This is a genomic window from Marinomonas dokdonensis, from assembly GCF_052747885.1.
In genome coordinates this window covers 560,221-583,075 of the sequence record NZ_JBRAND010000001.1, presented here as the reverse complement: position 1 = coordinate 583,075, position 22,855 = coordinate 560,221, and the positions used below count along the sequence as shown (strand labels likewise).

Below are 22,855 nucleotides of genomic sequence, written 5' to 3'. Positions count from 1 at the left end.
TAACAAAACTGCCTTTGTAGTTGAGCCGCCGCAAGACTAGTTTTTACAGCCATAAAGAAGAACTCGTTCAAGGCTGACAAGGAGATTAGCATGGCAAATATCGTCATTTGTGCGGATGGAACATGGAATAGACCAGAAGAAGACACAGTAAAAGACTTTCCTACCAACGTTCTTAAGTTAGCTAGAGCTATTGCTCCAACAAAAGACCAGCTTGCCCAACATGTTTTTTATGATTGGGGGGTAGGCTCTTACTATGGTGCAATCAGCGGAGGTGCTTTTGGTTGTGGCATTCATAAAAACATTTTGGACGGCTACCGCTATATTATTCAGAACTATCAGGCGGGCGATAATATTTACTTGTTTGGCTTTAGCCGAGGGGCTTATACGGTGCGAGCATTAAGTGGGTTGATTAATAATTGTGGTATTTTAAAAAGGCCCAATGCAAATAAAGTTGCTGAAGCTTGGAAAATCTATAAAAGCCCTTTGTCGCGGAATAAACCTAATGGGGCTGCAGCCACAGTGTTCAAACATGATCACAGTCATGACAGCTGCAACATACACTTTATAGGCGTTTGGGATACGGTGGGAGCGTTAGGAATTCCATTTAGTTTAATGGGATTATTTACCGCTGACGATGAGTTTTATGACACTAAAATGGGACCGAATGTATCCATAGCAAGGCATGCTTTGGCAATTGATGAGAGACGTGATGATTTTGCGCCAACCATTTGGACACCAAGAGCAGGCGTAGACTTACAGCAGGTTTGGTTTGCTGGTGTGCATGCGGATATAGGCGGCTCTTATGCGCCAGATAAAGGCACTAATAATTGCATTGCCGATACTTCATTAGCCTGGATGCTTAACCAAGCTAAAGCGTCGGGTCTTGGGTTAGAAAGTCATATAGAGAATGATTTAACGGATGGCAGTCTTGCCAAAAAACATGAATCCCGCACTATCCCTTATCGCTACAAAAAAGCTTATAACCGACCTTTGATCTTTAAGAATAACCCGACAAAAATACATCATACCGTTAAGGCCCGTTACCTTGCTGATCCGAAATACCGTCCTCAGCAGTTGGTTAAGCTGGTTGAGAAACTGGGTTGGAATGGGGTAGAGATAGAATATTAACTTTTGTCATATCGGCCTTATCGCAATTATATGTTAGTTTATCCTCATGTTGAGTCGTTCTAGGCGTCCTGCCTAGACACTCATACTAATCAATTTACCCTAGCCAAAACTCTGGTTTCGACTGCTTAGCTTGTGTTTAAGGATGACGCGTGTTCGCACTTTCTCTTACCATATTACCGGTATTTTTATTGTTATTAGCAGGGGCTGTTTGTCAGCGTTTACGTTTTCCATCGCCCGCTTTCTGGCCCAGTGTGGATAAATTAAGTTATTGGTTGTTATTCCCGGCATTACTTTTCCACAAAACCTCGCAAATTGATTTTAGTAATCCCTTGCTTTCCAACTATGCATTGGTACTTATTTTGTCCTTACTGGTAACAGCTGTGGTGGTTCTTGTTATGGCGTGGCTTGCCAAAGAACCAGCAACTACGGCATCTTCGATGTTACAAGCTGGGGTACGTTTTAACACCTTTATCGTGTTAGCCCTCGCGGGCAGTGTCTATGGGGATGAGGGCTTGGTATTAGCGGCATTAGGGGCTTCGGTATTGATACCTGCGGTGAATGTGTTCCTAGTTGTAAGTATGGTACTTATGCATGGCCCACAAGGGAATGAGGGCAAGAATACGAGTTTAGGTCATTTGGTGACAAGTGCGTTGATTCGTAATCCATTGGTGATTGCCATTTTGTTAGGCAGTGGTAGCAACTTGTTGGGCCTAACTCCTATTTTATTAGTGTCTGATGTGATTGCCATGTTATCTCAAGCGGCCTTGCCTATGGTGCTGCTGGCGGTTGGTGCCAGTGTCCAGTTAGATGCCATTCGCTCTGTGGGGGTATCATTCTGTTTATCGGCAATAGCTCGCTTTATGGTGTTTCCCATCACCATTGGCTTGCTATGTTGGCTGCTTGGCATTAGCGGATTACCAGCATTGATTGCGGTATTGTTTGGTATTGTGCCCACCGCGACGTCGGCTTATGCCTTGGCACGTCAGTTAGGTGGTAATGCAGAAAAAATGGCAGCTTACATTACACTACAAACGATTTTATCCATATTTATTGTTCCTTTAAGCGTTTGGCTCAGCCAGTTAATATTTGCCTAGTCACCATAAAAAAAGCCACTGCAGTGAAACACTCAGTGGCTTATTGAAACAGGGTAATCTTAGAGATTAGCTGTTTTTGTAAATGTTCTCATAGCAGTAGTTGGTGGCTTCGACGAAACCATCAACGCTACCACAGTCGAAACGCTTGCCTTTAAATTTGTACGCCAGTACACAGCCTTCTTTGGCTTGTTGCAAGATCGCATCGGTAATCTGTACTTCGCCATTACGGCCAGGCTCAGTGTTGCGGATTTTATCGAAAATATCTGGCGTGAGAATGTAACGACCAATAATTGCAAGATTAGAAGGCGCTTCTTCCTTGCTTGGTTTCTCTACCATGTCCGTGACTCGGTACAAACCTTCCATCATGGATTCACCGCTAATCACACCATATTTGTGCACTTCGTCTTCAGGAACTTCTTCGATAGCCACAATGGTGCAGCGGAACTGGTTGTAAAGTTTAACCATTTGCGCCATGACGCCATCGTCTTCCCCAAAGCAAAGGTCATCGGCAAGTACCACGCCGAATGCTTCGTCACCAATTAATGGCTCACCAGTCAAAATCGCGTGACCTAAGCCCAGCATGTTGTTTTGACGAGTGTAAGAAAAGTTAATGTTGTCCATTAGGTGGCGAATACCGTCGAGATACTTTTCTTTTGAAGTACCTGAAATTTGGTGCTCTAGCTCGTAACTAATATCAAAATGGTCAGCAATAGCGCGTTTGCCTCGGCCTGTTACAAAGGTAACGTTGTTAAGACCAGCCGCTTCAGCCTCTTCAACGCCGTATTGTACCAAGGGTTTGTTTACAATGGGCAGCATCTCTTTTGGCATGGATTTAGTGGCTGGTAAAAAACGAGTACCGTAGCCTGCGACAGGGAATAAACATTTACGAATCATATAACATCCTTAATTTGAGCGAAAAATGGCATTCAACAATGAAAAAACCGCCATCGTTTTGTCGTGTCATTTAGAGTCAACGCACGGTAATTGGGCATTAGTATAAAACATTCTTTGTGACGTTTAATATCACTTTACTTAATCTATGCAATACTGCCGAATTTAATTCATACCAGTGCCAATATACAGGAACAGAGATTGTTTGCTGTGGAAAAAGTGACACTAGCTCACCGTGTTTTAACTCTTTTTGCACTTGAACCCTAGGGACTAAAGCACAGACTGTGCCACCCAAAACCAGTTCAACAAAGCCATGGGAAGATGGATACCAATGGCTGTTGTCATTATTGACGCTGACATTCAAGCACTCGCTTTGGTATCGGCTCCAAAGTTGATCGTGCTGGTCATATATTAACGAAGGCACCTTAAGTATGTTTTGGGGACGAATATCATTTTTTAAATAGTGTTGGATAAACGCTGGGGCTGCCACCAACTCATAAACCATATTTCCCACAAAAGTGGATTTTCCCCCAGATACCGGCGTACCAATATCACTCAAGCAAGCAATGACTTCTCCTGTTTTTAGCAAGTCACGTGTTAGCCCTTGGTCAATGGCTTGAATATGTAATTTGACCCTGTCTTGCTGTGCAAATTCAGTCACTACCTGAGGGAACCAAGTTGCGAGTACATCATTGCTAACCGCTAAATTAATAGGCTGGCTTTGACTGGCTTGCTGCCAAGTGAGGGTAAGATCGTCCTCTAACAAAGCCACCTTATTGATATGGGCGAGCAATCGCTCTCCTAAAGGTGTCGCGACAACAGGTCGAGAACGAACTAATACTGGACTGGCATACTTGAGTTCGAGTTTCTTTATGGATTGAGAGATAGCGGATTGGGTGAGGTGTAAATGTTGAGCGGCTTTCTCAAAACTTTGAAACTGTAATACCGCTTTTAAGCAACTAAGTGCTTTGTAATCCATCATTAGATTAATTAATCCATATTAATTTTGATTAATTATAATTTATCGATCGACTGCTTTATTATCAAGCTCTAATTTTTGAGTGAGGTGAGTATGTTGGCATTTATGAGTGGCGCGATAACGGGAGGTGGCTTGATTGTTGCTGTGGGCGCTCAAAATAGCTTTTTATTAGAGCAGTCCTTAAAACGACACTATGCGTTTCCTTTAGCTTTGCTGTTTGTGCTCAGTGATGCTTTGTCCATCATGATGGGGGCATTTGGTGTCGGCTTGCTGATTGAATCTAACCCATGGCTTCTTGACGTCTCTCGCTGGGGAGGTGTCTTATTTCTGGCTTGGTTTGCCTATACCAAGTGGCGCGCTTCGTTTCTGGATGAACAGCTAATATTACAGCAGTCGGCTAAGCGTCTTCCATTGGGCCCCTTGTTGCTAATGAGCCTTGCGGTCACTTGGCTTAACCCGCACTTTTATTTGGATACCATGATACTTATGGGCAGCTTGGCGAACCAATGGCAAGACACCAAGTGGGAGTTTGTTTTTGGCGGTATCAGCGCCTCGTTGGTCTGGTTTTTAGGGTTGGCAATGGTGGGGAAACTGTGTGCAAGGTGGCTTGAGAAGGCAGCGTTTTGGCGGTGGTTTAATCGACTCAATGCCTTACTGATTTGGGGCATTGCTGCCAAGATCGCGACTCAATCCCTATAAATAAGAAAGACTGAGTCGCGGGGTGGGCTTAAAGTTTAATTTCCACTTCGTGAACTTCCTCTTCCACTGGGGTAGAAGAGTCGGCTTCGACCAACATCTCTGCGGTAGCTACAGGGCTGACCGCCAAGGCCACTTGGATCTGATCACCCTGATCTTCGATAACCATAGGCGGCTGAACGTTAATTCGATAGGCGGCCATCAAGGCCACTACTAGGTTCATGCTGGCAATGAATAAAAACAGCGCTTGAATGCTAAAAATATCCATTAGCGATGCCGCCACCAAAGGCCCCATCATACCGCCTAAGCCATTCAATAAGATCATGCCGCTACTGGCCGATAGTATTTGCTCCGGGCGCAACTGGTCGTTCATGTGAGAGGAAGCCAAGGAATACATAGGGAAGGTAAAGGCCCCAACTGTAAACATACCTATCATCATCACAATGCGGTTATCCATACCTGCTCCAAGAGGAACAATCATGGCCGTGAGTGCACCAACAATACCGACCCACAGAATGGTGACACGTCTGTCTTGGCGATCCGATAATAGGCCAATCGGCCACTGCAATATCATACCGCCAATGTAGCTGGCACCAATGAATAATGAGATTTCGCCAATGCCCATGCCAATGCTTTTTGCATACAGAGCGCCAAGACCAAGCAAGGCACCAGAGGTAATGCCAGCAATGGAGACCCCTGTGGCGCCAAGGGGGGCAGTTTTGATCAGCCCCATAATGTTTAATTTTTCCGGGATACTGATGGTTGGCGATGGCGTGCGAACTAACAACAAGGGCACCAAGGCTAAAGAGATAAGCACAGAGGTTAAAATGAATAGTCCAAAACCACCAGGGGAGGCGGTGTTTAGCAAGAACTGTCCAAGAGTTTGGCTGGCCCAAATCTCAATAATATAGATAGAAAACAAGCGCCCACGGGTCTTGTTAGTGGCTATGTCGTTTAACCAGCTTTCTGTCACAATGAATAACCCGGCGTAACATAGGCCTGTGCCCATACGCATAAGCATCCAGAACCAAGGATCGACAATCACGGATTGCATCAAAATCGTGATGGACGCTAAAGAAGCCACAGCGGCAAACACTCGAATGTGGCCGACGTTCTTCACCCAACCTGGTACCAATAAAGAACCCGCAATAAAGCCCAAATAGTAAGCGGACATGATCAAACCCGTTGCCGTGGTATTGAAGGATTCGATAGAGGCACGAATACCAATCAAAGAGCTTTGCAGGGCACTGGCCATGGTTAAAATTGCAATACCAAAGAGTAGGCTCCAGATAGGCACTAGGGTTTGCTTAAGCATACTGTTTCCTTGGGGGTGGTGGCTTTTTTCTGATTGAAATTCGCAGGTTGCAATTTTTGCAGACTATACCTTTCAAACTCTTAAATGCAATGTTTTTGCTGGGATTTTATGAATAAGCCATTAATCATAAGGCAACTTTATAAGTCCGAGTTTATTCATAAGTTCGTATTGGTTGAGTTTATACATAATTGCTTTTCAAAGATTGCTAGCGTATCGCTAGCTATGGCCTGCTAATCCTTTATATAATAAGGCTTTCGACTAGTAGCTCGATCATATAGGTATTCAGTAATCTTACTCGTTAGGTAACATTAAGGCAGTTTCACTCCATGGTGCAAAGCAAGACAAAGACAGGTGTTAATAAAAAATTAGCGGTTCAGCAGATAATGGATAAGTTATCCAAAGCTGTTGCTCAGCATAAATTAAAGCCAGGGCAACGCCTTGTTGAAGCGCAAATAGTCGAAGCATTAGGCGTCAACCGAAACCATGTTCAAGCGGCATTACAACGCTTGTCACTTATGCGCATTGTAACCATAGAACCGAACCGAGGGGCCTTTGTAGCTCAGCCCAGTGCTCAAGAAGCGAAAGAGATTTTTGCTGCACGCCGTGCTATCGAGCGGGGTATTATTGAAAGTATCTCAGTGGATAAGATCGAAAAGAACTGGCCAAAAATTGAAGCCCATATGCAAGCAGAGCAAGCGGCCACTGAAGGCCATGACCGTCGAGCCATTGTGGCAAAGTTAAGTGACTACCATAGTCTACTGGCGGAAATATCTGGGAATCAGGTGTTAAAAGAAATTTTTGATAATTTGATTGTGAGAAGCTCTTTGATCGTGGCACTTTATCAGCGTAATGATGTGCCATCTTGCCAGCATGGTGAGCACCAAGGAGTGATTGATGCTTTACGTCTAGGTGAACAAGAGAAAGCCGTCGAGATCATGATGGAGCACCTTTACCACCTAGAATCTGAGTTAGTGCTGGATGAAGAAGGGAGCTCCGACGTGGATCTCTCCAAGGCACTGCAAAGCTTGTAGAGGCCTTACTAGGGTTCTTGAACAAAATACTAAGCCTCATAGTCTCTATGAGGCTTAGTGCCTTATGGCGTCATAAGTTGCGGACTAGGGCGATTAAAGGTGATTTTGCCTCGCTTCATACCCATGCTGGGTGGAATGATGGCGGCAATAACATCCATGATAGATTGTGCTGGATAGAAGTTAATGTCGGCGGCGCTGCCAAGCTTAATACCATACTTGCTTAGCTTGAGTATTTTCGCCGCCTCATCACTTACCCATGCCATGCATTGAGATAAATCCTCTGGCGTTCCTAGTTGAGCAATATTGGCAAATAGGTTGGCTTGGCGAACTTGTGATGCATCCCCAAAGGGCGTAAATGGGTTCTCAATATTATTGCTGGAAATTGAGCAAACGACACCGAATCGACTTATTTTATGAAGCGGTGCGACGCCACGAGGAATATTATAATCGCTCCCTCTACCGGTCAAAAACAGATCGGTACTGGGTAAAGAGGTGAGCTGAACGCCGGCATTGGCCATATCCTCCGCTATCTGCTGGAGTCTTTCTTTGGGTAGAGCAGAGAGTTTAGTAACGTGACCGACGGTCACCCTGTGTTGATAATGAAACTGCTGGGTCATGGTGACAATATCCGGCAGACTCATGACGGAAGGGTCTAAATCGAAATCCAAGTGGAAATCTAGATCCACATCATACTTGCTGGCTAGCTCAAATAGGGTCTCAATTTGCTGACGAGGATGGCTGTCCGTGTAAGGACAACCACCGAGCAAATCTGCGCCAGATTTAAGGGCTTCTTCCAATAGTTCCAGTGTGCCTGGGTTGTTGTGCAAACCTTCTTGAGGGAAGACGCAAAGCTCGATATCCATGGCCCAATTAAAATCTTGTTTTAATTGTTTGATGGCTTCGAAACCGATTAAACCGATATTTGGATCGATTTCTACGTGGGTTCGCATATAGCTGGTTCCCTGTAGAATCGCTTTCTCGATGACTTGCTTTCCTCGGTTATACACATCTTGGTAATCAAAAGACTGCTTAGCTCGGGTGGTTTCCTGAATGGCTTCTTCTAGGGTCCCTTTATGCAAAGAGCAACGTGAGGAAATGCAGGCTTTATCAAGATGGATATGAGTTTCCACTAAGCCGGGTAGCACTAACTGCCCCTTAGCATCGAGATAATGGTGCGCCTCATAAGGTAATTTCTTTACGCTCAGATGAGGCTCACTTTGGCGTTCAATCGCTGTGAACTTTCCCTCATTAATGATCAGCATATGAGACTGGTCACTGTCTTTTAGGCGGGCGTTATAAATAATGGTCTCTGCTTTTAAAAGCATTAAGCGCCCCCCATGTAAGCTTGGGCAAGGTTGGCATCTTCAAGCAACTCTCTGGAGGTGGCGGCTTTGACGATATTGCCTGTCTCAAGCACGTAGGCTCGGTCGGCAATCTGTAATGCAAGGTTTGCCATTTGATCCACCAGTAGTATGGTGACACCGTCATCTCGTAATGTCGCTAACGCATCGTAAAGCTCACCTATCATGGCAGGAGCAAGCCCTAAAGATGGCTCATCTAGCAAGAGTATACTTGGCTTCGCCATGAGGGCACGGCCCACTGCAACCATTTGTTGCTCACCACCAGATAAAAGCCCAGCCTCAGAATGGATACGATCTTTAAGTCTTGGGAAACGCTCGAGAATATCGGCAATTTCCTGTTCATAATCTACTGTATCGATTCGAGAATGGGCCCCCATAATCAAGTTATCTTTTACCGAGAGTTGGCCAAACAATTGGCGTCCTTCTGGTACCAGTGCCAGTCCTAAATGAGCAATAGCATTGGCTGGAAGCTGGTGGATGTACTGGTCATGCAAACCAATCTGTCCACTGATAGGGCGTTTCAATCCTGCTAAGGCTTGCAGAATACTGCTTTTCCCTGCGCCATTGGCACCAAGAATGGCGACCAATTCTCCAGGGTAAATAACCAAATCTACCTCTTTAACAACAGGGGCTGCGCCATAATCGACACTCAATTTTTTGCAGAATAGCACCGCATCTTTTGCCCCTTGCCAAGGAGTTTTTCTAGGTTGTGCCTGATATTCAGTGCCACCAAGGTAAGCAGCAATAACACGTTGATTGTGTTTAATTTCTTCTGGTGCTCCGCTGGCAATTGGCTGTCCAGCGTCGAGTACTAAAATATGGTCGCTCACGCTCATCACCAATGGCATGTCGTGCTCCACTAAAATCACGGCAATACCAAACTCAGCGATAGCAGATAGTAGCTTCGCAAGCTTGTCAGTATCTTCACGGCTAAGACCTGCAGCAGGTTCATCTAATAGAAGTACTCTTGGTTGGCTGGCCAAACTGCGAGCAATTTCAACGAGCCGTCTGTCCACATGAGGCAGATCTTGAGTGGGTGTATGAATAGATCCTTGATAACCGACGAAAGACAGTAAATTCAGGGCAAGCTCTTTCTGTCCTTTTTGCTCAGACTGAAAAAGTTGGCCTAACTGACCTTTTTGCATGGCAGACAACAGATTTTCTATTACTGACATATCGTCAAAAAGCTGACTGGTTTGATAGGTTCTTGAAATACCACAGCGGGCAATTTTATAGGCCCCTTGGCCAGCTAATTGTTCCCCAAGGTTGATAGAGCCTTGGTCTGGCTGATAAAAACCACTGATCATGTTTAATACGGTGGTTTTGCCCGCACCGTTTGGCCCGATAATACTGGTTACCTTGCCCAACTTAGCATGAAAACTAACGTTCTGGGCTGCTTTTACCCCACCAAATTGAATACCAATTCCGTTGACTTCGAGACCTGTGATCTGATTGTCAGAGCGGTTATAGAAAGCGTTGATTAAATCTTTATTGGTTTGTTTCGGTGGTAACTCCACAGGCAATTTAACGAAGCGTTTTTGCAGTTCTCCTAAAATACCTCGAGGGGCTCCCCAAAGAACGATCAGTAATAATGCCGCGAAAATAAGTAAGCGATACTCTGCTAAAGGAGAAAGCATTTCCGGCAAGACGACAACAATCAGCGCGCCTAGAACCGGCCCCCATAAGGTGCCTGTCCCACCTAGGATGACCACCAATACAAATAGAATGGACTGGGAAAACGGAAAAGTACTTGGGCTTATGAACATCATCAACGGCGGTACAATCGCCCCAGCTAAACCCGTGATGGCGGATGAAATAGCAAACGCTAGAGTCTTGGTTTGAATGGGATTAAAGCCAAGGGAGCGCGCTGCGATTGGACTGGCTTTCACCGCACGCATCGCTTTCCCCCAGCCACTATTGTAAAAGCAGGCGTAAGCGACTAGTGCAATGCTAACCAAGAATGAGGCTGTTAAGGCTAGCAGCAGGTTAGCATCGGTATTAGCAAGCTCAGGCATAGGAATGCCCATTAGGCCATTAGCGCCCCCTGTAAGACTACGCCATTCAATTAAACTGTGATGAATGACAAAAGCGAAGGCAATGGTAATCATGGCTAAATAGGGGCCACTGACACGTAAAGCCGGTATGGCCAGTAACGCGCCAATGACGCCACTAAAGACGGCTGCCAACAAGAGTGATAGAGGGAAAGGCACACCGTTCATTAGCAATAATGCACTGATGTATGCACCGATGGCGTAAAAGGCAATGTGTCCAAAACTAATTTGTCCACTCATACCCATTAAGACATTCAAGCCAATGCCCACCAAAGCGGTTAATAAGCACAAGGTAAAAACCAGTAGGTAGTAGCTGCCTAATAAAAAACACAGGGCGAAACTAAAGACAGTAAATAGCCCGATAAAGAAAAACTGTTTCATGCGATTGTTGATCATACTTTTATAACCTGCCCGCGACCGAATAAACCATTTGGCTTAAGCGCCAAAGCGACAATGACTAAAGAGAAGGTAATGATTTGAGTAAACGCTGAACCAAAGTAAATGGTGACTATGGCTTCTGTTAAACCAAAAATGAGTCCGGCAGCGAACACTCCATGGGCGCTGGCAATACCACCCAGAATCGCCACGGCAAATGCTTTAAGTCCGAATAGGGTGCCCATGTCTGAATGCACTGCAAATAATGGCGCAATCAAGATCCCCGCAATGGCTGCGAATAAGGTGGAAATGGCGAAGCTGATAGAAATTACTTTGGTGACATTGATGCCCATAAGCTGAGCAGATTTAGGGTTCTGTACACAGGATTGTAAGACCTTACCGAGCTTTGAGTACTGGCGAATCAGCACGAGCCCAATGGCAATTGCCAAACCCACTAAGGGGATGAGTAACTGTAAAATATTGATGTTGGTGTCGAGAATCTGCAAATTTAAGCTGGCAAACTCACTGGTAAACTGACGTGGTTCTTTACCAAAGGTAAATAGAGTGATGTTATCCACGAGAATACCGCCAGCAACTGTGGCCATCAGCCAAGCTTCTGACCCTTTGCTCGCAAAAGGTCTTACCAAAAAACGCTCTATGGCTAAACCGTATATGGCACAAATGAGCAGGGTTAAGAAAAACGCTACTGAATAAGGTAGCCCCCAAGTAATACATAGGGTGTAAGCCCAGACAGCACCGACCATCATGGCACTGCCCTGGGCAAAGTTCACAGTGTTGTTGACGATATAGGTGATGTGGAAGCCAAGCGCGAGAAGGGCGTACATGCTCCCTAGGCCTAAACCTGTCAGTATGGCAGTGGTTAACATATTAGAACCTCAAATAGCTGGGGCATCCTTGCCCCGTATACGTGTTTATTTAACTGGAGAAATTTGATCGCCTACAAATTGCGTGAAGACGTAATCATTTGGCCCGATAGCATCGTGCTGGTCTTTACTAAACGGCTGGCTAAAGCTTTTAATTAAGCCTTCGTAGCTGTCAATTTTGTAGAAACCATCACGAATATCTTTACCCTTGGTTGAACCAGCTTTCTCTATGGCCATAGCCGTTAGGTGCATGGCATCGTAAGCATTGGCAATACCAACGGCTGGGGTAACATCCGCTGTGGTTTTAATTTCAGGGTATTTTGCTTGCAGTGCGGAGAACACTTCGCCGCCTTTACCTGAGGTAATATCGGTAAACACGAAGGTTTGGATAAAGTGCACTCGATCAGCCGTTGGTCCAGCAAGCTCGCCAAATCGGCCTCCTGCAGGCCCCCAGTGAGAAACAACAGGTACATCCCAGTTCATTTTTTCAAGAGATTTAACCACTTGTGCGGAAGGTGCTACGTTGGCAACCATTAATAGGGTATCTGTACCTTTTTCTTTTAAACGGCTCAGTTGTGGTACCACGTCAAGGTCACTTGATTCGATACGCTCAATACCTGTGTAAGCGATGCCGCGTTTCTCTAAAGCGGCTTTAAAGCCCACTTCGTTTGATTCACCCCATGGGTTGTTGATCAGAATCATGCCTGGTTTTTTCATGGCGTATTTGTCGATGCCGTATTGCACCAAGGCTTCATCAACAATTTCATCCACGGCAGAGACACGGAAAACATAGTTCTCTTTCGCACCATTTTGAGTGATAGGAGTACCTGCAGCCCAAACCCCCATGAATGGGAATTTCATTTGGTTTGCTAAAGGCACAATAGCCATAGATACAGGCGTATCTAGACCACCAAATAATACTGCCACGTCTTCTTTTTGAACCAGCTCTCTGGCCGCCAATAATCCTTTAGATGGATTACTCTCATCATCTCGTCGAATAAGTTCAAGAGGTCGACCCAATACGCCGCCATCAGCATTGATTTCGTCAATAGCGATGGCAAGACCACGGGTGATGGCTTCACCAGATTTCGCTGATTGGCCCGATAGGGCAGCAACTAGGCCGATTTTAATTGGCTCTGCAGCGTGCACGTTAAGAGATCCTGCTAGCAGTATGGCGCTGGCTAGGGAAAAGGTTTTCTTCATGGTTCTAGTGACTTTGTTAAACTTCATAAAATACCCTCTTTTAATTAATTGCTAGCTATTGTTTAATTATTGCTAGCAATTACGATGCCAAAGAATATTGGTCAAATAGAAGATTTTTTGCACTTTTATGTATCAGTTTTTGAAATATACGCACTATTAATAAACAAATATTTAATTTATGGAGATATTTTATGAATGATTTAGATAAGGCAGTAGAAATTGTTAGCAATTTTTTGGCGGCCTCAATGGCCCCTGATCCAATTAAGGCGGCAACTTTTATGAGTAAAGAGGTAGAAATTACCTTTACAGGTCGACGGGTCATGGAAGATGCAACGGCCATTACAGCTTTCAATAAATCTCGATATGCTTGGGTAAAGAAGCAGATCAAGCAGTATGACGCGGTTCAGAAAGAGGACCATTGTGTAGTGTATTCGATTGGCTATTTATATGGTCAATGGCCAGATGGAAGGGATTTTCACGGTAACCGTTACACGGATAGATTCGAAGTAAGGGACGGCTTGATTACCAAAATGGATGTGCTAAATGACAGCGCAGAATGGATTTTAGAGCCGAGCATTAATCGAGTTACAGCAGACTAATTCTGCTGCCATGGCATGGGAACGAACTTAGCAACCAACCTTGATTAGCTGCTAAGTTCTCTCTAACGGCTTTAAAGAATACTTGGGTCAATGCTAAAGTGCTTTCCCAAGAGAGCATGGTAAAAGCGGCTATCGGTCAAAATACCGGTGCATAAACCATCTTTCTCAAGCACTAAGAATTGATTGCACTGGTAGCGAATCTCCACTGCATCACGCATGGCAATGGTTTCAGGGGCGCTTACCACTGCGTTGCTGGGCAAGTTGCTGATCTCATCACCCTCTTTGAAAAGCGCGCTATCAATCTTACCTTTATGATTGTGGGCGGCGACAAATTTACCCTCGACGATTTCTAACCAGACATTATCATCCACCCAGGTTTTACCGTCTTCTTGCTTGAGTTCATCTATTGGGGTCATCAATGAGTTACCGCAAAGAACATTGAGGGGGTTGGTGTGAGCAACGAACTTCTCAACATAAGGTGTCGCTGGATTAAGAACGATTTGTTCTGGGGTGTCTTCTTGGATAATTTGTGCAGACTCCATAATGGCAATTTTGGAGCCAATTTTTAACGCTTCATCCAGATCGTGACTAACAAAAACGATGGTTTTATTGAGTTGCTGTTGTAGCTCAATAAGCTCGTCTTGCAGCTGGGAGCGAATTAATGGGTCTAACGCTGAAAAGGGTTCATCCATTAACAATACATCTGTATCCATTGCGAAAGCTCTGGCTAAGCCGACCCGTTGGCGCATGCCTCCGGAGAGCTCATCTGGCTTCTTGTCTGCCCATTGGTCTAGGCCAACCATGGTCAGTTGTTCACGAGCTTTAATAAGTCGTTCCGTTTTGCCCATGCCTTGCATTTCTAAACCAAAAGCCACGTTTTCAAGTACAGTCAGCCAAGGCATAAGAGCGAAACTCTGGAAAACCATGGAGACACGATGGGTGCGCATGTGACGCAGCTTGGTTTCGTCACAATCTGCCATGTTGACCATGGTGTCACCATCACGAACCAGACAGCGACCGCGAGCAATCTTGTTCAGTCCATTAATGGCTCTTAAAAGTGTGGATTTACCTGAGCCAGATAATCCCATGAGTACACAGATTTCACCTTCATTGATTTCTAGACAAGCGTTTTGTACCCCGACCACATCCCCCGTAAGACCAAGAATGTCAGCGCGGCTGTGTCCTTTATCCATTAGAGGTAAAGTCTTTGCCTGTTGCTCACCAAACACAATATCAACATTTTCAATACTTACTACAGGCATGGCTTAGCTCTCTTTTCTGGCGGTTGGGGATTTACAAATGCGATCGAGCATAATGGCCACCAGAACGATAGCGATACCCGCTTCAAAGCCTTGGGAAATGTTCACCGTGTTTAGGGCACGAACCACTGGTTTGCCTAAACCGTCGGCCCCTACCAGTGCGGCGATGACCACCATGGATAAAGACAGCATGATACATTGGGTAATACCGGCCATGATGTTAGGCATGGCAGAAGGTAACTCTACTTTATAGAGTAGTTTGGACTTGGTGCAACCGAAGGCTAAACCGGCTTCTCGCAGCTCATTGGGCACTTCGCTGATGCCTAGATAAGTTAGGCGAATTGGCGCGGCGATGGCGAATATAATGGTGGAAATCAATCCGGGCACATAGCCTAAGCCAAATAAAATAAGGGTAGGGATAAGGTATACAAAAGTTGGGATGGTCTGCATTAAGTCCAGTATCGGGCGCAGAATCGTGTACAGCCAAGGACGATGAGCAGCGGCTATGCCTATTGGCACACCAATTAAAACACTGATGGTCGTTGCTGTGATGACTAACACAAGGGTCTGTAACGTTTCGACCCAATAACCCATATTAATAATGAGTAAAAGGGCAGCAGCTATGAAAATGGTTAAGCCGAGGCTGCGATGTAAAAACCAAACTAGCCCTAAAATAACGCCAATGACGGCCAGCGGATGCATCCATTCTATAGCGTCGACCATGGAGACAATCATTGTCTCTAGGGTGATTGAAATAAGGTCGAAAAAAGCAGCAGCGGCATCAACCAGCCAATCCACAAAATTTTCCATCCAAGCGCCAAGCGGGATTTTGTTATCCGTCAGCCAGTTCATAATTGTGTCTCCAAGGTGTAAAAGTCTTTCTCAGCCTAATGCTTTTAGGCTGAGAAAGTTGTGCTGAGTCATGGCAGGAGGCTTATAGGCCCAAGTGAGACTGGACAGCTTGCAGGCCGTTGCCACCAGATTGAGTGGTAACACCTTCTAACCAAGGCTCGATAGCGCTAGGGTTAGCTTTTAGCCAAGCTTTGGCTGCTGCCGCTGGTTGTTGGCCGTCATCTAGAATGGCGCCCATGATTTCGTTTTCCATGGCTAATGAGAATTGTAGGTTGCTGACCAATTTGCCTACGTTGCCACATTCTTGTAAGTAGCCTTTACGGACATTGGTGTGAACATTGGCACCACCAAAATTAGGCCCGAAGAAGTCATCGCCACCATCTAAGTATTCCATCTCAAAGTTGGCGTTCATTGGGTGTGGCGCCCAGCCTAAAAACGCGATCCACTTATCACGACGTAAATTGCGGCTTACTTGTGAGAGCATGCCTGCTTCGCTGGATTCAACCAATTGGAAATCGGCCAGTTCGAAAGCATTATTATCAATCATGTCTTGAATGATGCGGTTACCGTCGTTACCAGGTTCAATGCCATAGATACGACCAGAGAATTCTTTACGGTATTTCGCCAGATCCGCAAAACTTTTTACACCCGCATCATAGGCCGCTTTGCTGACGGCTAAGGTGTATTTTGCACCCATTAAATTCGGCCCAAGATCTTCCACCGTACCGGCTTGTAGGTAAGGCTCGATGTCTGCTTGCATGGTCGGCATCCAGTTTCCTAGGAAAACATCGATATCGCCATTGGCAAGAGAGGTGTAAGTGACAGGCACAGATAGAAGTTGGGTTTTGGCTTCATAACCAAGACCTTCTACTAGCTCACTAGCAACAGCCGTAGTTGCGGTGATGTCTGTCCAACCTACGTCTGAAAATCGCACGGTTGAACATTCCGCCGCGAGGGTTAAGCCTGAGATGCTGGCCATAGATAGGACGAGGGCAGTTTTTTTGGTCTTGCTAAACATAATTTCTCCTTTCAATTTTATGAATACTGTTGAGATGAACGTTTGCTATGACGCCTTATTGAACGTAAAAATACGCTCGAGATTGCTTATGAGTTTTAAACCAAGTGCTACTGCAGGTGCAGTGTATGGTTGTGTCTCATCACGAGATCTAGGTAATACTGTATTTGTTGCATGGTAACGGCTTTATTAATTCCGCCATCCAAAGACCCTCTTAACCACATGCCATCAATTAAGGCACACACAGTGGACGCCACGTTGCGGGCGTGATCAATTTCCAGTTCTTTTTTCAACTCAACCACCAAGGTGGTTTGTAGACGTTTGGAATACACTCTTTGCAGGCGGAATAGAGACTCTGTGTGCATGGAGGAGGCCCAAAAACCAATCCAAGCTTTGACCACTTGAGGGTGCGTTTGTGATTGGCTAAAACTGGCTTTGACGATGGCCATGACTCTGGCGTGGGCAGTGGTATTTTCAGACTTGTTGAGTTCGTGTTTAAGGACTTGGAAAAATTCTGCGATCAGGCTTTTCATGGTTTCGTCAAACAAGCCGCTTTTACCACCAAAATAGTGATTAATGATGGCGGGGGAGACATTGGCTTTTTTGCCTATGATACTAACGGTAGCGCCAGAAAAACCATATTCATTGATGGCCGAAATAGTGGCTTCAATGAGTTGAGGTTTACGAATTTTTTGCATTCCAACTTTCGGCATGGGGATTCCTTTTTTATTAAACGCCTGTTCAATAAAACCTATGGTAGGCTGTTTTACTGAATTAGGTCAACTTATATCGCTTAAAAAGATTAGTGTTCTAATAAAATTAACTGTCTGATTTTTATATAAAAGCCGTAAAAAAGCGCTCTTTAGGAGTCTTTTTTTGATATGCTTTTGTCGGTTTCAGATAACAAAAACGCGTATTTTACCCAGCAGTTTTTATTAAAATAAGGCAATTTTTTAGGAAAATGAAAACGCGCTTAAATTAGAGGAAATGCTAGAGATGACAGCTGAGTCAATTTTTGATCAAGAAATAGATCGTACCCAAATGGATAGTGATAAGTGGTCTAAATACCCATCTGAAATATTACCTATGTGGGTAGCCGATATGGATTTCGATGCGCCAGAGGTGGTGAAAAAGGCATTAGCCCAGCGAGTCAGTGACGGCGTGTTTGGTTACACCCACGCACCTAAGCAATTAACGAAGAGTATTATCGCGCACTTACAAACGCGTTATCAGTGGTCGATTTCTGCCGCTCATATTCTGCATTTACCTGGATTGGTGTGTGCCTTACACCTTAGTGTGCGTGCTTACACTCAAAAAGGAGAGGGCATTATTGTGCCTGGCCCTGTGTATTACCATCTAACCAAAGCTCCGGAGCTTGCGGATCGAGATTTGACTCGTATTGATATGCATCTAGAAAATGATCGCTGGGTGATCGATATGCCGCAATTTGAACAAGCTTGTCAGCAAAGCCATAACAAGATGATTCTGCTGTGTAACCCTCATAATCCTGGTGGCACGGTTTACACTAGAGAAGAACTATCAAAAATTCATGAGTTAGCGGAAAAATACGATTTATTGGTGGTGAGTGATGAGATTCACTGTGACTTAATTCTCGATCAAGTGGCTCATGTGCCTTTCGCCAGCCTAAATGAAGATGCTGCCAATCGCTGTATTACTCTTATGGCGCCAAGCAAGACTTTTAACCTAGCTGGCCTTGGTTATGCTTTTGCCGTGATTGCAAACAGTCAGCTGCGCACTGTATTTAATCAAACCAAAGCTGGGGTAGTACCTTCCCCCAATATGTTAGGCTTCACCGCCGCAGCCACAGCTTATGCAGAAGGCCAGTCTTGGCATGAGGCGTTATTAGAATATCTGCGTAAAAACAGTTTTTATTTGCAGCAAGCTCTAGAAGACACGCCGCTGAAACTAAATGCTACCCAAGCCACTTACTTGGCGTGGATCGATGCCTCGGCACTGCAACTTGAAAGCCCCTATGAGTTTTTCCTAAAGGCTGGGGTTGGTGTATCGGATGGTAAAGACTTTGGTAACTCGCAATTTGTACGTTTGAATTTTGGTTGCCCAATCTCTCGCCTAGAAGAAGCGGTTAAGCGCATTAAACAAGCACTAAAAGCAGCGGGCTATAGCTAAGCTTGAAGTGTCTGGATGATCCATAGGCTCTTTTAAACAAAGGGCCTATGGATTCTATTTAAAGTGTTTTAAGCCTATTGCCATCATTTTGTTGTTATCATCCTTCCTTATGGACGGAACTAATTCCCGACAATAGCGTCTATTTTATCAAGGTGCACAGTCAGCATTTTGCTAGGGGCTCTGATGCCTTTGAATGACAGGGTGGTTCTCTAGATGATTGATTTTTCCCTACGCATGGGAGTGTTTTTTGCAGTTTTAATCCTTTTGCTAATTTGGCAAGCCTTGGCCTTACGAAGCCCTTTGCCGAAATGGCGTCAACGCTGGTGGCATAATGGTTTATTACTGGTTTTGGGAGCCTTATGTGTTCGTCTCTTCCAACCAGTACTATTTGCTGTTATCGCTTCTCTCAGCCCACAAAACTTCTTTCTTGATTTCCTCGATTGGCCTTTTTGGACAACATTGATGATAGGTGTGTTGGTGCTGGATTGTCTGATTTATTGGCAGCACAGACTGTTTCATCAAGTGCCGATATTGTGGCGACTGCATAGGGTGCATCATACGGATACGGAGCTGGATACCAGCTCTGCGGTGCGTTTTCATCCGGTCGAAATTGGTCTTTCTCTGATCATCAAAGCAAGTGTCATTTGGCTGTTGGGCATTCCTCTGGAAGTAGTACTTTTATTCGATATTCTATTGAATGCTTCCGCCATGTTTAACCATACCAATGTGCGGCTTCCAAACTCTCTGGAAGTTGCTGTTAAAAAGCTTTTCGTGACACCGGATATGCACCGTATTCATCACTCCCGTATATCCCAAGAAGCGAATAGTAATTATGGCTTTTGTTTAAGCATTTGGGATCGTCTATTCGCCAGCTATACCCAGCAAGCCAAAGGGGGCGATGGAGCGATTAATATTGGTTTACCCGATACTAAAACGTATGAAGTTAGCTCATTTAAGGCGCTACTTTTCATGCCGCTAAAGAACTTTAAAAAAGATTAATTGATTGTTTATAAAGAAAATTTTCTATATAACTTGATTATCTAATGGATCTATAAAAAATAAGGGGAATGCATGAGCTACCATGAACTTAACCCAATTGAGATGCGCGTCATCGGTTGTTTGATGGAAAAGGAGGTCACCACACCCGATCAATACCCGTTAAGCCTTAATGCCCTCGTAAATGCCTGCAATCAAAAATCGAATCGTGAACCTGTGATGATGTGCTCTGAGCTTGAAGTACAGGATGCTCTGGATACTTTGGCAGCTCGTAGCCTAGTGACAGAAATCAGCAGTTTTAACAGTCGAGTTAACAAATACCAACACCGTTTTTGTAACACCGAATTCTCTGATTTACAGTTCTCATCTGGTCAAACTGCCATTGTGTGCTTACTGTTTTTAAGAGGGCCGCAAACGCCGGGGGAATTACGTTCTCGTAGTGGCCGTTTGCATGCTTTTGCGAGTCGGGAAGAGGTCGAAGAAGCGCTATCTGCGCTGCAGGCTATGACTGGTGGGCCATTCGTGCAACAGTTGCCGAGAGAAGCCGGTAAGCGAGAATCTCGTTATTTAGCGTGTTTTATGGATGCGCAAGAGCAAGCGGACATGGTCGCCAATCTATCGACAGTTGTTAATACCCCTGCGGCGCCGAGCAATGTTGAAAGCCGTGTGGCGGAATTGGAGCGACAAGTAGAGAAACTAACTCAGCGTATTAGTGAATTAGAAGAAGAACGTGGACTATAATATCCCTAAGCATGAAACTGTGTATCCTCAAGCTGTTCTACATCGCTCATAGCGATGGATTTAATTAGGAGTAATCCATGTCAAAATATCGTTGGGGTATTATTGGTACCGGAGGCATCGCACACGCTTTTGCCAGTGACTTTCGTTATGTGAAATCAGGTGTCCTCAGTGCGGTTGCATCTCGCAAGAAAGAGACGGCGGACCAGTTTGCCAACCAATTCGATATCGAATTAGCCTTTAATGACTACTTTTCGCTGATCAATAGCCAGCAAGTGGACGTCATTTACATTGCGACGCCACATGTTTATCACTACGACCTAGTAAAAGCCTGTATCTTGGCTGGCAAAGCCGTACTGTGTGAAAAACCCTTCACACTGAATGAGCGTCAATCGAAAGAGCTTTATGATCTGGCCGAACAGCATCAAGTGTTTGTTATGGAAGCCATGTGGACTCGCTTTAATCCTGTGATAGAGCAAGTTATTGAGTGGGTAGAAGAAGGTGAAATCGGCGATGTGCATAGCATTCAAGCCAACTTCAATTTTGTTGCACCTACCGATCCTAACCATCGCTTGATGAATCTTGAGATGGGCGGTGGCGCGTTATTAGACATTGGTATTTACCCCGTCTTTTTAGCGCAATTGTTCTTTGGTAAACCAGATTTTATTCAGAATCAGGCGGTTATTGGTGATACCGATGTGGATGTTTTCGAACAGATTCTACTTGGTTGGGAAAGTGGTAAATTGGCGTCGCTGGAATCGTCATTAATTTCTCACAACCCTAATCGAGCAGTGCTTTCTGGGTCGAAGGGTTATATCGAAATAGGCTCTCAGTGGCACATGGCGAAATCGTGTCGCATCGTAACAGGAGAGGATCACCAAGAGCGTGCGGTGGAGTTTGATTTTCCGGGGTTAGGTTATCAATTTGAAGCCGAGGAAGTGAACCGTTGCCTACAAGAAGGCTTGATTCAAAGCCCTAATTACAGCTGGCAGGACAGCCTAGAGCTCATGGCAACGCTTGACGAGGTTCGCCAAGATATAGGTCTAAATTACCCTGGTGAGAGTGAGATAGATGCCGAAGAATTAGAGCATCATCACCACGAACATCACCACCATAAGCACTGATCTATTCCATATTGAGACATAAAAAAGCCCCCTTAACGGATCGATCAAATTTTAGCGATCTATTAAGGGGGCTTTTTATGCTTGAGCGTTAGCGCTAAAGCATTAAGCGAGTGCTAGATGCTTTCTTAGTAAAGGCAGCAAAGTCTTGAATAGGCGTGGGTTGGCGCATAATACATCACCGCCTTCCACACTGGTTGCGCCGTCAAAAGCGCCAAACAAACAGCCCGCTTCTTGAGCAATAAATAAAGGTGCTTGCATTTCCCATTCTTGTAACTTGATGCCCCAAGCAGCGTCCAAACGACCAGCCGCCACATTGGCAAGCATTAAGGCTGGTGCATCTTGCATAACGGCGCGAGCGCCATGTTCAGCAACGCTTGCTAAAACAGCAAGTTGGCCTTCTAAGTAAGGACGAGTGCGATCTGTAGCAGGGAATTGTGCGGCTAAAGTGGTGTTTTCTAGACCACGAGCATTGCCTGTGCGGATACGAGAATTGTTTAGGTAAGCGCCGCGACCTTTACTTGCGTAAAATTCGTCTTTGCTATGAGGGTTCAGCACGATAGCGTGCTCCACTTTGCCGGCAACCTTGTAGCTCATGGTAATAACATGACCCGTTAGACCACGAGAAAATAAATGCTGACCTTGGATCGCATCAATGATCCATTCGCCTTCTTCACCCTGTTGAACAGAGCCTTGCAAACGAGTGGTAATGGTATCGGCAGGGTAGGCTTTTTCTAGGTGGTAAACAATGCTGCGTTCAGCGCCAGAGCAAACTGCTTGATAAACTTGCTCGGCGGATTGGCCTTGCTCTTTATCGAAAAGCAATTTTTCTTGAGAGTGAACAATGTATTCTGCTGCAGCACGGGCAGCTTTAAGTGCGATACTGATTCTAGGTTGCATAATTTACCATTAAATAATCTGTGGTTAAGGTGCATTTACTGTGAATAAAACAGTAGGTTGCCATCAAAGTGTTAAAGAGCGACGACAATACCGAGCGTTTTCCACCAAAGGCATATTGTTTGGCGATTTCTAATCGGTATTGCTGTGTATAAATCTGAGGGCGGATTCTAGCTTAATGGGGCGGTTTTGGCTAGTGAAGTTTTGGTTAAAAAATGATCG

21 protein-coding genes are annotated in these 22,855 nt (G+C 45.0%); 9 read left to right on the top strand and 12 right to left on the bottom strand.

Features of this window, described 5'->3' with window-relative positions:
* Positions 1 to 90 precede the first annotated feature (90 nt).
* Positions 91 to 1,128, top strand: a complete 1,038-nt coding sequence (locus tag ACUM5Y_RS02755) for a T6SS phospholipase effector Tle1-like catalytic domain-containing protein (protein WP_445975318.1) — start codon at positions 91 to 93, stop codon at positions 1,126 to 1,128.
* Positions 1,129 to 1,277: 149 nt separating this feature from the next.
* Positions 1,278 to 2,222, top strand: a complete 945-nt coding sequence (locus ACUM5Y_RS02750; RefSeq protein ID WP_445975317.1) for an AEC family transporter — start codon at positions 1,278 to 1,280, stop codon at positions 2,220 to 2,222.
* 66 nt (positions 2,223 to 2,288) lie between these two features.
* On the opposite strand, the gene galU is transcribed toward ACUM5Y_RS02750, so the two are convergent.
* Positions 2,289 to 3,116 (bottom strand): UTP--glucose-1-phosphate uridylyltransferase GalU, encoded by an 828-nt coding sequence (gene galU, locus ACUM5Y_RS02745; RefSeq protein ID WP_445975316.1) that lies wholly within the window; start codon positions 3,114 to 3,116, stop codon positions 2,289 to 2,291.
* Between the two features lie 97 nt (positions 3,117 to 3,213).
* Positions 3,214 to 4,095 (bottom strand): ArgP/LysG family DNA-binding transcriptional regulator, encoded by an 882-nt coding sequence (locus ACUM5Y_RS02740; RefSeq protein WP_445975315.1) that lies wholly within the window; start codon positions 4,093 to 4,095, stop codon positions 3,214 to 3,216.
* Between the two features lie 90 nt (positions 4,096 to 4,185).
* On the opposite strand from ACUM5Y_RS02740, the gene ACUM5Y_RS02735 reads away from it, so the two are divergent.
* Positions 4,186 to 4,791: a LysE/ArgO family amino acid transporter gene (locus tag ACUM5Y_RS02735; protein ID WP_445975314.1), complete on the top strand. Its 606-nt coding sequence runs from the start codon at positions 4,186 to 4,188 to the stop codon at positions 4,789 to 4,791.
* Between the two features lie 28 nt (positions 4,792 to 4,819).
* On the opposite strand, the gene ACUM5Y_RS02730 is transcribed toward ACUM5Y_RS02735, so the two are convergent.
* The gene (locus ACUM5Y_RS02730) at positions 4,820 to 6,103 is read right to left on the bottom strand and encodes an MFS transporter (protein ID WP_445975313.1); all 1,284 of its coding nucleotides are present in this window, start codon (positions 6,101 to 6,103) and stop codon (positions 4,820 to 4,822) included.
* 326 nt (positions 6,104 to 6,429) lie between these two features.
* Here ACUM5Y_RS02730 and ACUM5Y_RS02725 point away from each other — a divergent pair, with 326 nt between their 5' ends.
* Positions 6,430 to 7,134: a GntR family transcriptional regulator gene (locus ACUM5Y_RS02725; RefSeq protein ID WP_445975312.1), complete on the top strand. Its 705-nt coding sequence runs from the start codon at positions 6,430 to 6,432 to the stop codon at positions 7,132 to 7,134.
* Positions 7,135 to 7,196: 62 nt separating this feature from the next.
* Here the strand turns inward: ACUM5Y_RS02725 and ACUM5Y_RS02720 are convergent, their stop codons facing one another.
* Genes ACUM5Y_RS02720 through ACUM5Y_RS02705 form a run of 4 tightly spaced genes read right to left on the bottom strand, consistent with a single transcriptional unit; the run spans position 7,197 to position 13,035 of the window.
* The gene (locus tag ACUM5Y_RS02720) at positions 7,197 to 8,459 is read right to left on the bottom strand and encodes an amidohydrolase family protein (RefSeq protein ID WP_445975311.1); all 1,263 of its coding nucleotides are present in this window, start codon (positions 8,457 to 8,459) and stop codon (positions 7,197 to 7,199) included.
* Positions 8,459 to 10,942, bottom strand: coding sequence for a branched-chain amino acid ABC transporter ATP-binding protein/permease (locus ACUM5Y_RS02715; protein WP_445975310.1), 2,484 nt, complete (start codon positions 10,940 to 10,942; stop codon positions 8,459 to 8,461). Before ACUM5Y_RS02715 ends, ACUM5Y_RS02720 begins: the two co-directional genes overlap by 1 nt.
* Positions 10,939 to 11,808: a branched-chain amino acid ABC transporter permease gene (locus ACUM5Y_RS02710; protein WP_445975309.1), complete on the bottom strand. Its 870-nt coding sequence runs from the start codon at positions 11,806 to 11,808 to the stop codon at positions 10,939 to 10,941. Before ACUM5Y_RS02710 ends, ACUM5Y_RS02715 begins: the two co-directional genes overlap by 4 nt.
* A gap of 45 nt (positions 11,809 to 11,853) precedes the next feature.
* Positions 11,854 to 13,035, bottom strand: coding sequence for an ABC transporter substrate-binding protein (locus ACUM5Y_RS02705; RefSeq protein WP_445975308.1), 1,182 nt, complete (start codon positions 13,033 to 13,035; stop codon positions 11,854 to 11,856).
* Positions 13,036 to 13,199: 164 nt separating this feature from the next.
* Here ACUM5Y_RS02705 and ACUM5Y_RS02700 point away from each other — a divergent pair, with 164 nt between their 5' ends.
* Positions 13,200 to 13,607, top strand: coding sequence for a nuclear transport factor 2-like protein (locus tag ACUM5Y_RS02700; RefSeq protein ID WP_445975307.1), 408 nt, complete (start codon positions 13,200 to 13,202; stop codon positions 13,605 to 13,607).
* Between the two features lie 71 nt (positions 13,608 to 13,678).
* Here the strand turns inward: ACUM5Y_RS02700 and choV are convergent, their stop codons facing one another.
* The 4 genes from choV to betI form a co-directional block, all read right to left on the bottom strand.
* A complete protein-coding gene (gene choV / locus ACUM5Y_RS02695) occupies positions 13,679 to 14,869 on the bottom strand; it encodes a choline ABC transporter ATP-binding protein (protein WP_445975306.1) in 1,191 nt (396 codons plus the stop codon).
* Between the two features lie 3 nt (positions 14,870 to 14,872).
* Positions 14,873 to 15,718, bottom strand: coding sequence for a choline ABC transporter permease subunit (gene choW / locus ACUM5Y_RS02690; RefSeq protein WP_445975305.1), 846 nt, complete (start codon positions 15,716 to 15,718; stop codon positions 14,873 to 14,875).
* Positions 15,719 to 15,800: 82 nt separating this feature from the next.
* Positions 15,801 to 16,736 (bottom strand): choline ABC transporter substrate-binding protein, encoded by a 936-nt coding sequence (locus ACUM5Y_RS02685; RefSeq protein ID WP_445975304.1) that lies wholly within the window; start codon positions 16,734 to 16,736, stop codon positions 15,801 to 15,803.
* Between the two features lie 107 nt (positions 16,737 to 16,843).
* Complete coding sequence (gene betI, locus ACUM5Y_RS02680) at positions 16,844 to 17,446, bottom strand: transcriptional regulator BetI (RefSeq protein ID WP_445975303.1); 603 nt, start codon at positions 17,444 to 17,446, stop codon at positions 16,844 to 16,846.
* A 283-nt stretch (positions 17,447 to 17,729) separates the two neighbouring features.
* Here betI and ACUM5Y_RS02675 point away from each other — a divergent pair, with 283 nt between their 5' ends.
* The 4 genes from ACUM5Y_RS02675 to ACUM5Y_RS02660 all read left to right on the top strand — a co-directional run bounded on the left by ACUM5Y_RS02675 (position 17,730) and on the right by ACUM5Y_RS02660 (position 21,739).
* A complete protein-coding gene (locus ACUM5Y_RS02675; RefSeq protein WP_445975302.1) occupies positions 17,730 to 18,881 on the top strand; it encodes a MalY/PatB family protein in 1,152 nt (383 codons plus the stop codon).
* Positions 18,882 to 19,094: 213 nt separating this feature from the next.
* Positions 19,095 to 19,880 (top strand): sterol desaturase family protein, encoded by a 786-nt coding sequence (locus tag ACUM5Y_RS02670; protein ID WP_445975301.1) that lies wholly within the window; start codon positions 19,095 to 19,097, stop codon positions 19,878 to 19,880.
* Between the two features lie 72 nt (positions 19,881 to 19,952).
* Positions 19,953 to 20,618 carry a YceH family protein gene (locus tag ACUM5Y_RS02665; RefSeq protein WP_445975300.1) on the top strand — a complete coding sequence of 222 codons (666 nt, stop codon included), beginning with the start codon at positions 19,953 to 19,955 and terminating at the stop codon, positions 20,616 to 20,618.
* 77 nt (positions 20,619 to 20,695) lie between these two features.
* Positions 20,696 to 21,739 carry a Gfo/Idh/MocA family protein gene (locus tag ACUM5Y_RS02660; RefSeq protein WP_445975299.1) on the top strand — a complete coding sequence of 348 codons (1,044 nt, stop codon included), beginning with the start codon at positions 20,696 to 20,698 and terminating at the stop codon, positions 21,737 to 21,739.
* Between the two features lie 102 nt (positions 21,740 to 21,841).
* Here ACUM5Y_RS02660 and ACUM5Y_RS02655 read toward each other — a convergent pair whose 3' ends face one another.
* Positions 21,842 to 22,636, bottom strand: a complete 795-nt coding sequence (locus ACUM5Y_RS02655) for an inositol monophosphatase family protein (RefSeq protein WP_445975298.1) — start codon at positions 22,634 to 22,636, stop codon at positions 21,842 to 21,844.
* Positions 22,637 to 22,855: the final 219 nt, after the last annotated feature.

Bases quoted from the DNA above. Each gene is read 5' to 3' on its own strand.
- ACUM5Y_RS02755 (WP_445975318.1), top strand. From the start codon at position 91: ATGGCAAATATCGTCATTTGTGCGGATGGAACATGGAATAGACCAGAA.
- galU (WP_445975316.1), bottom strand. From the start codon at position 3,116: ATGATTCGTAAATGTTTATTCCCTGTCGCAGGCTACGGTACTCGTTTT.
- ACUM5Y_RS02740 (WP_445975315.1), bottom strand. From the start codon at position 4,095: ATGATGGATTACAAAGCACTTAGTTGCTTAAAAGCGGTATTACAGTTT.
- ACUM5Y_RS02735 (WP_445975314.1), top strand. From the start codon at position 4,186: ATGTTGGCATTTATGAGTGGCGCGATAACGGGAGGTGGCTTGATTGTT.
- ACUM5Y_RS02730 (WP_445975313.1), bottom strand. From the start codon at position 6,103: ATGCTTAAGCAAACCCTAGTGCCTATCTGGAGCCTACTCTTTGGTATT.
- ACUM5Y_RS02725 (WP_445975312.1), top strand. From the start codon at position 6,430: ATGGTGCAAAGCAAGACAAAGACAGGTGTTAATAAAAAATTAGCGGTT.
- ACUM5Y_RS02720 (WP_445975311.1), bottom strand. From the start codon at position 8,459: ATGCTTTTAAAAGCAGAGACCATTATTTATAACGCCCGCCTAAAAGAC.
- ACUM5Y_RS02715 (WP_445975310.1), bottom strand. From the start codon at position 10,942: ATGATCAACAATCGCATGAAACAGTTTTTCTTTATCGGGCTATTTACT.
- ACUM5Y_RS02710 (WP_445975309.1), bottom strand. From the start codon at position 11,808: ATGTTAACCACTGCCATACTGACAGGTTTAGGCCTAGGGAGCATGTAC.
- ACUM5Y_RS02705 (WP_445975308.1), bottom strand. From the start codon at position 13,035: ATGAAGTTTAACAAAGTCACTAGAACCATGAAGAAAACCTTTTCCCTA.
- ACUM5Y_RS02700 (WP_445975307.1), top strand. From the start codon at position 13,200: ATGAATGATTTAGATAAGGCAGTAGAAATTGTTAGCAATTTTTTGGCG.
- choV (WP_445975306.1), bottom strand. From the start codon at position 14,869: ATGCCTGTAGTAAGTATTGAAAATGTTGATATTGTGTTTGGTGAGCAA.
- choW (WP_445975305.1), bottom strand. From the start codon at position 15,718: ATGAACTGGCTGACGGATAACAAAATCCCGCTTGGCGCTTGGATGGAA.
- ACUM5Y_RS02685 (WP_445975304.1), bottom strand. From the start codon at position 16,736: ATGTTTAGCAAGACCAAAAAAACTGCCCTCGTCCTATCTATGGCCAGC.
- betI (WP_445975303.1), bottom strand. From the start codon at position 17,446: ATGCCGAAAGTTGGAATGCAAAAAATTCGTAAACCTCAACTCATTGAA.
- ACUM5Y_RS02675 (WP_445975302.1), top strand. From the start codon at position 17,730: ATGACAGCTGAGTCAATTTTTGATCAAGAAATAGATCGTACCCAAATG.
- ACUM5Y_RS02670 (WP_445975301.1), top strand. From the start codon at position 19,095: ATGATTGATTTTTCCCTACGCATGGGAGTGTTTTTTGCAGTTTTAATC.
- ACUM5Y_RS02665 (WP_445975300.1), top strand. From the start codon at position 19,953: ATGAGCTACCATGAACTTAACCCAATTGAGATGCGCGTCATCGGTTGT.
- ACUM5Y_RS02660 (WP_445975299.1), top strand. From the start codon at position 20,696: ATGTCAAAATATCGTTGGGGTATTATTGGTACCGGAGGCATCGCACAC.
- ACUM5Y_RS02655 (WP_445975298.1), bottom strand. From the start codon at position 22,636: ATGCAACCTAGAATCAGTATCGCACTTAAAGCTGCCCGTGCTGCAGCA.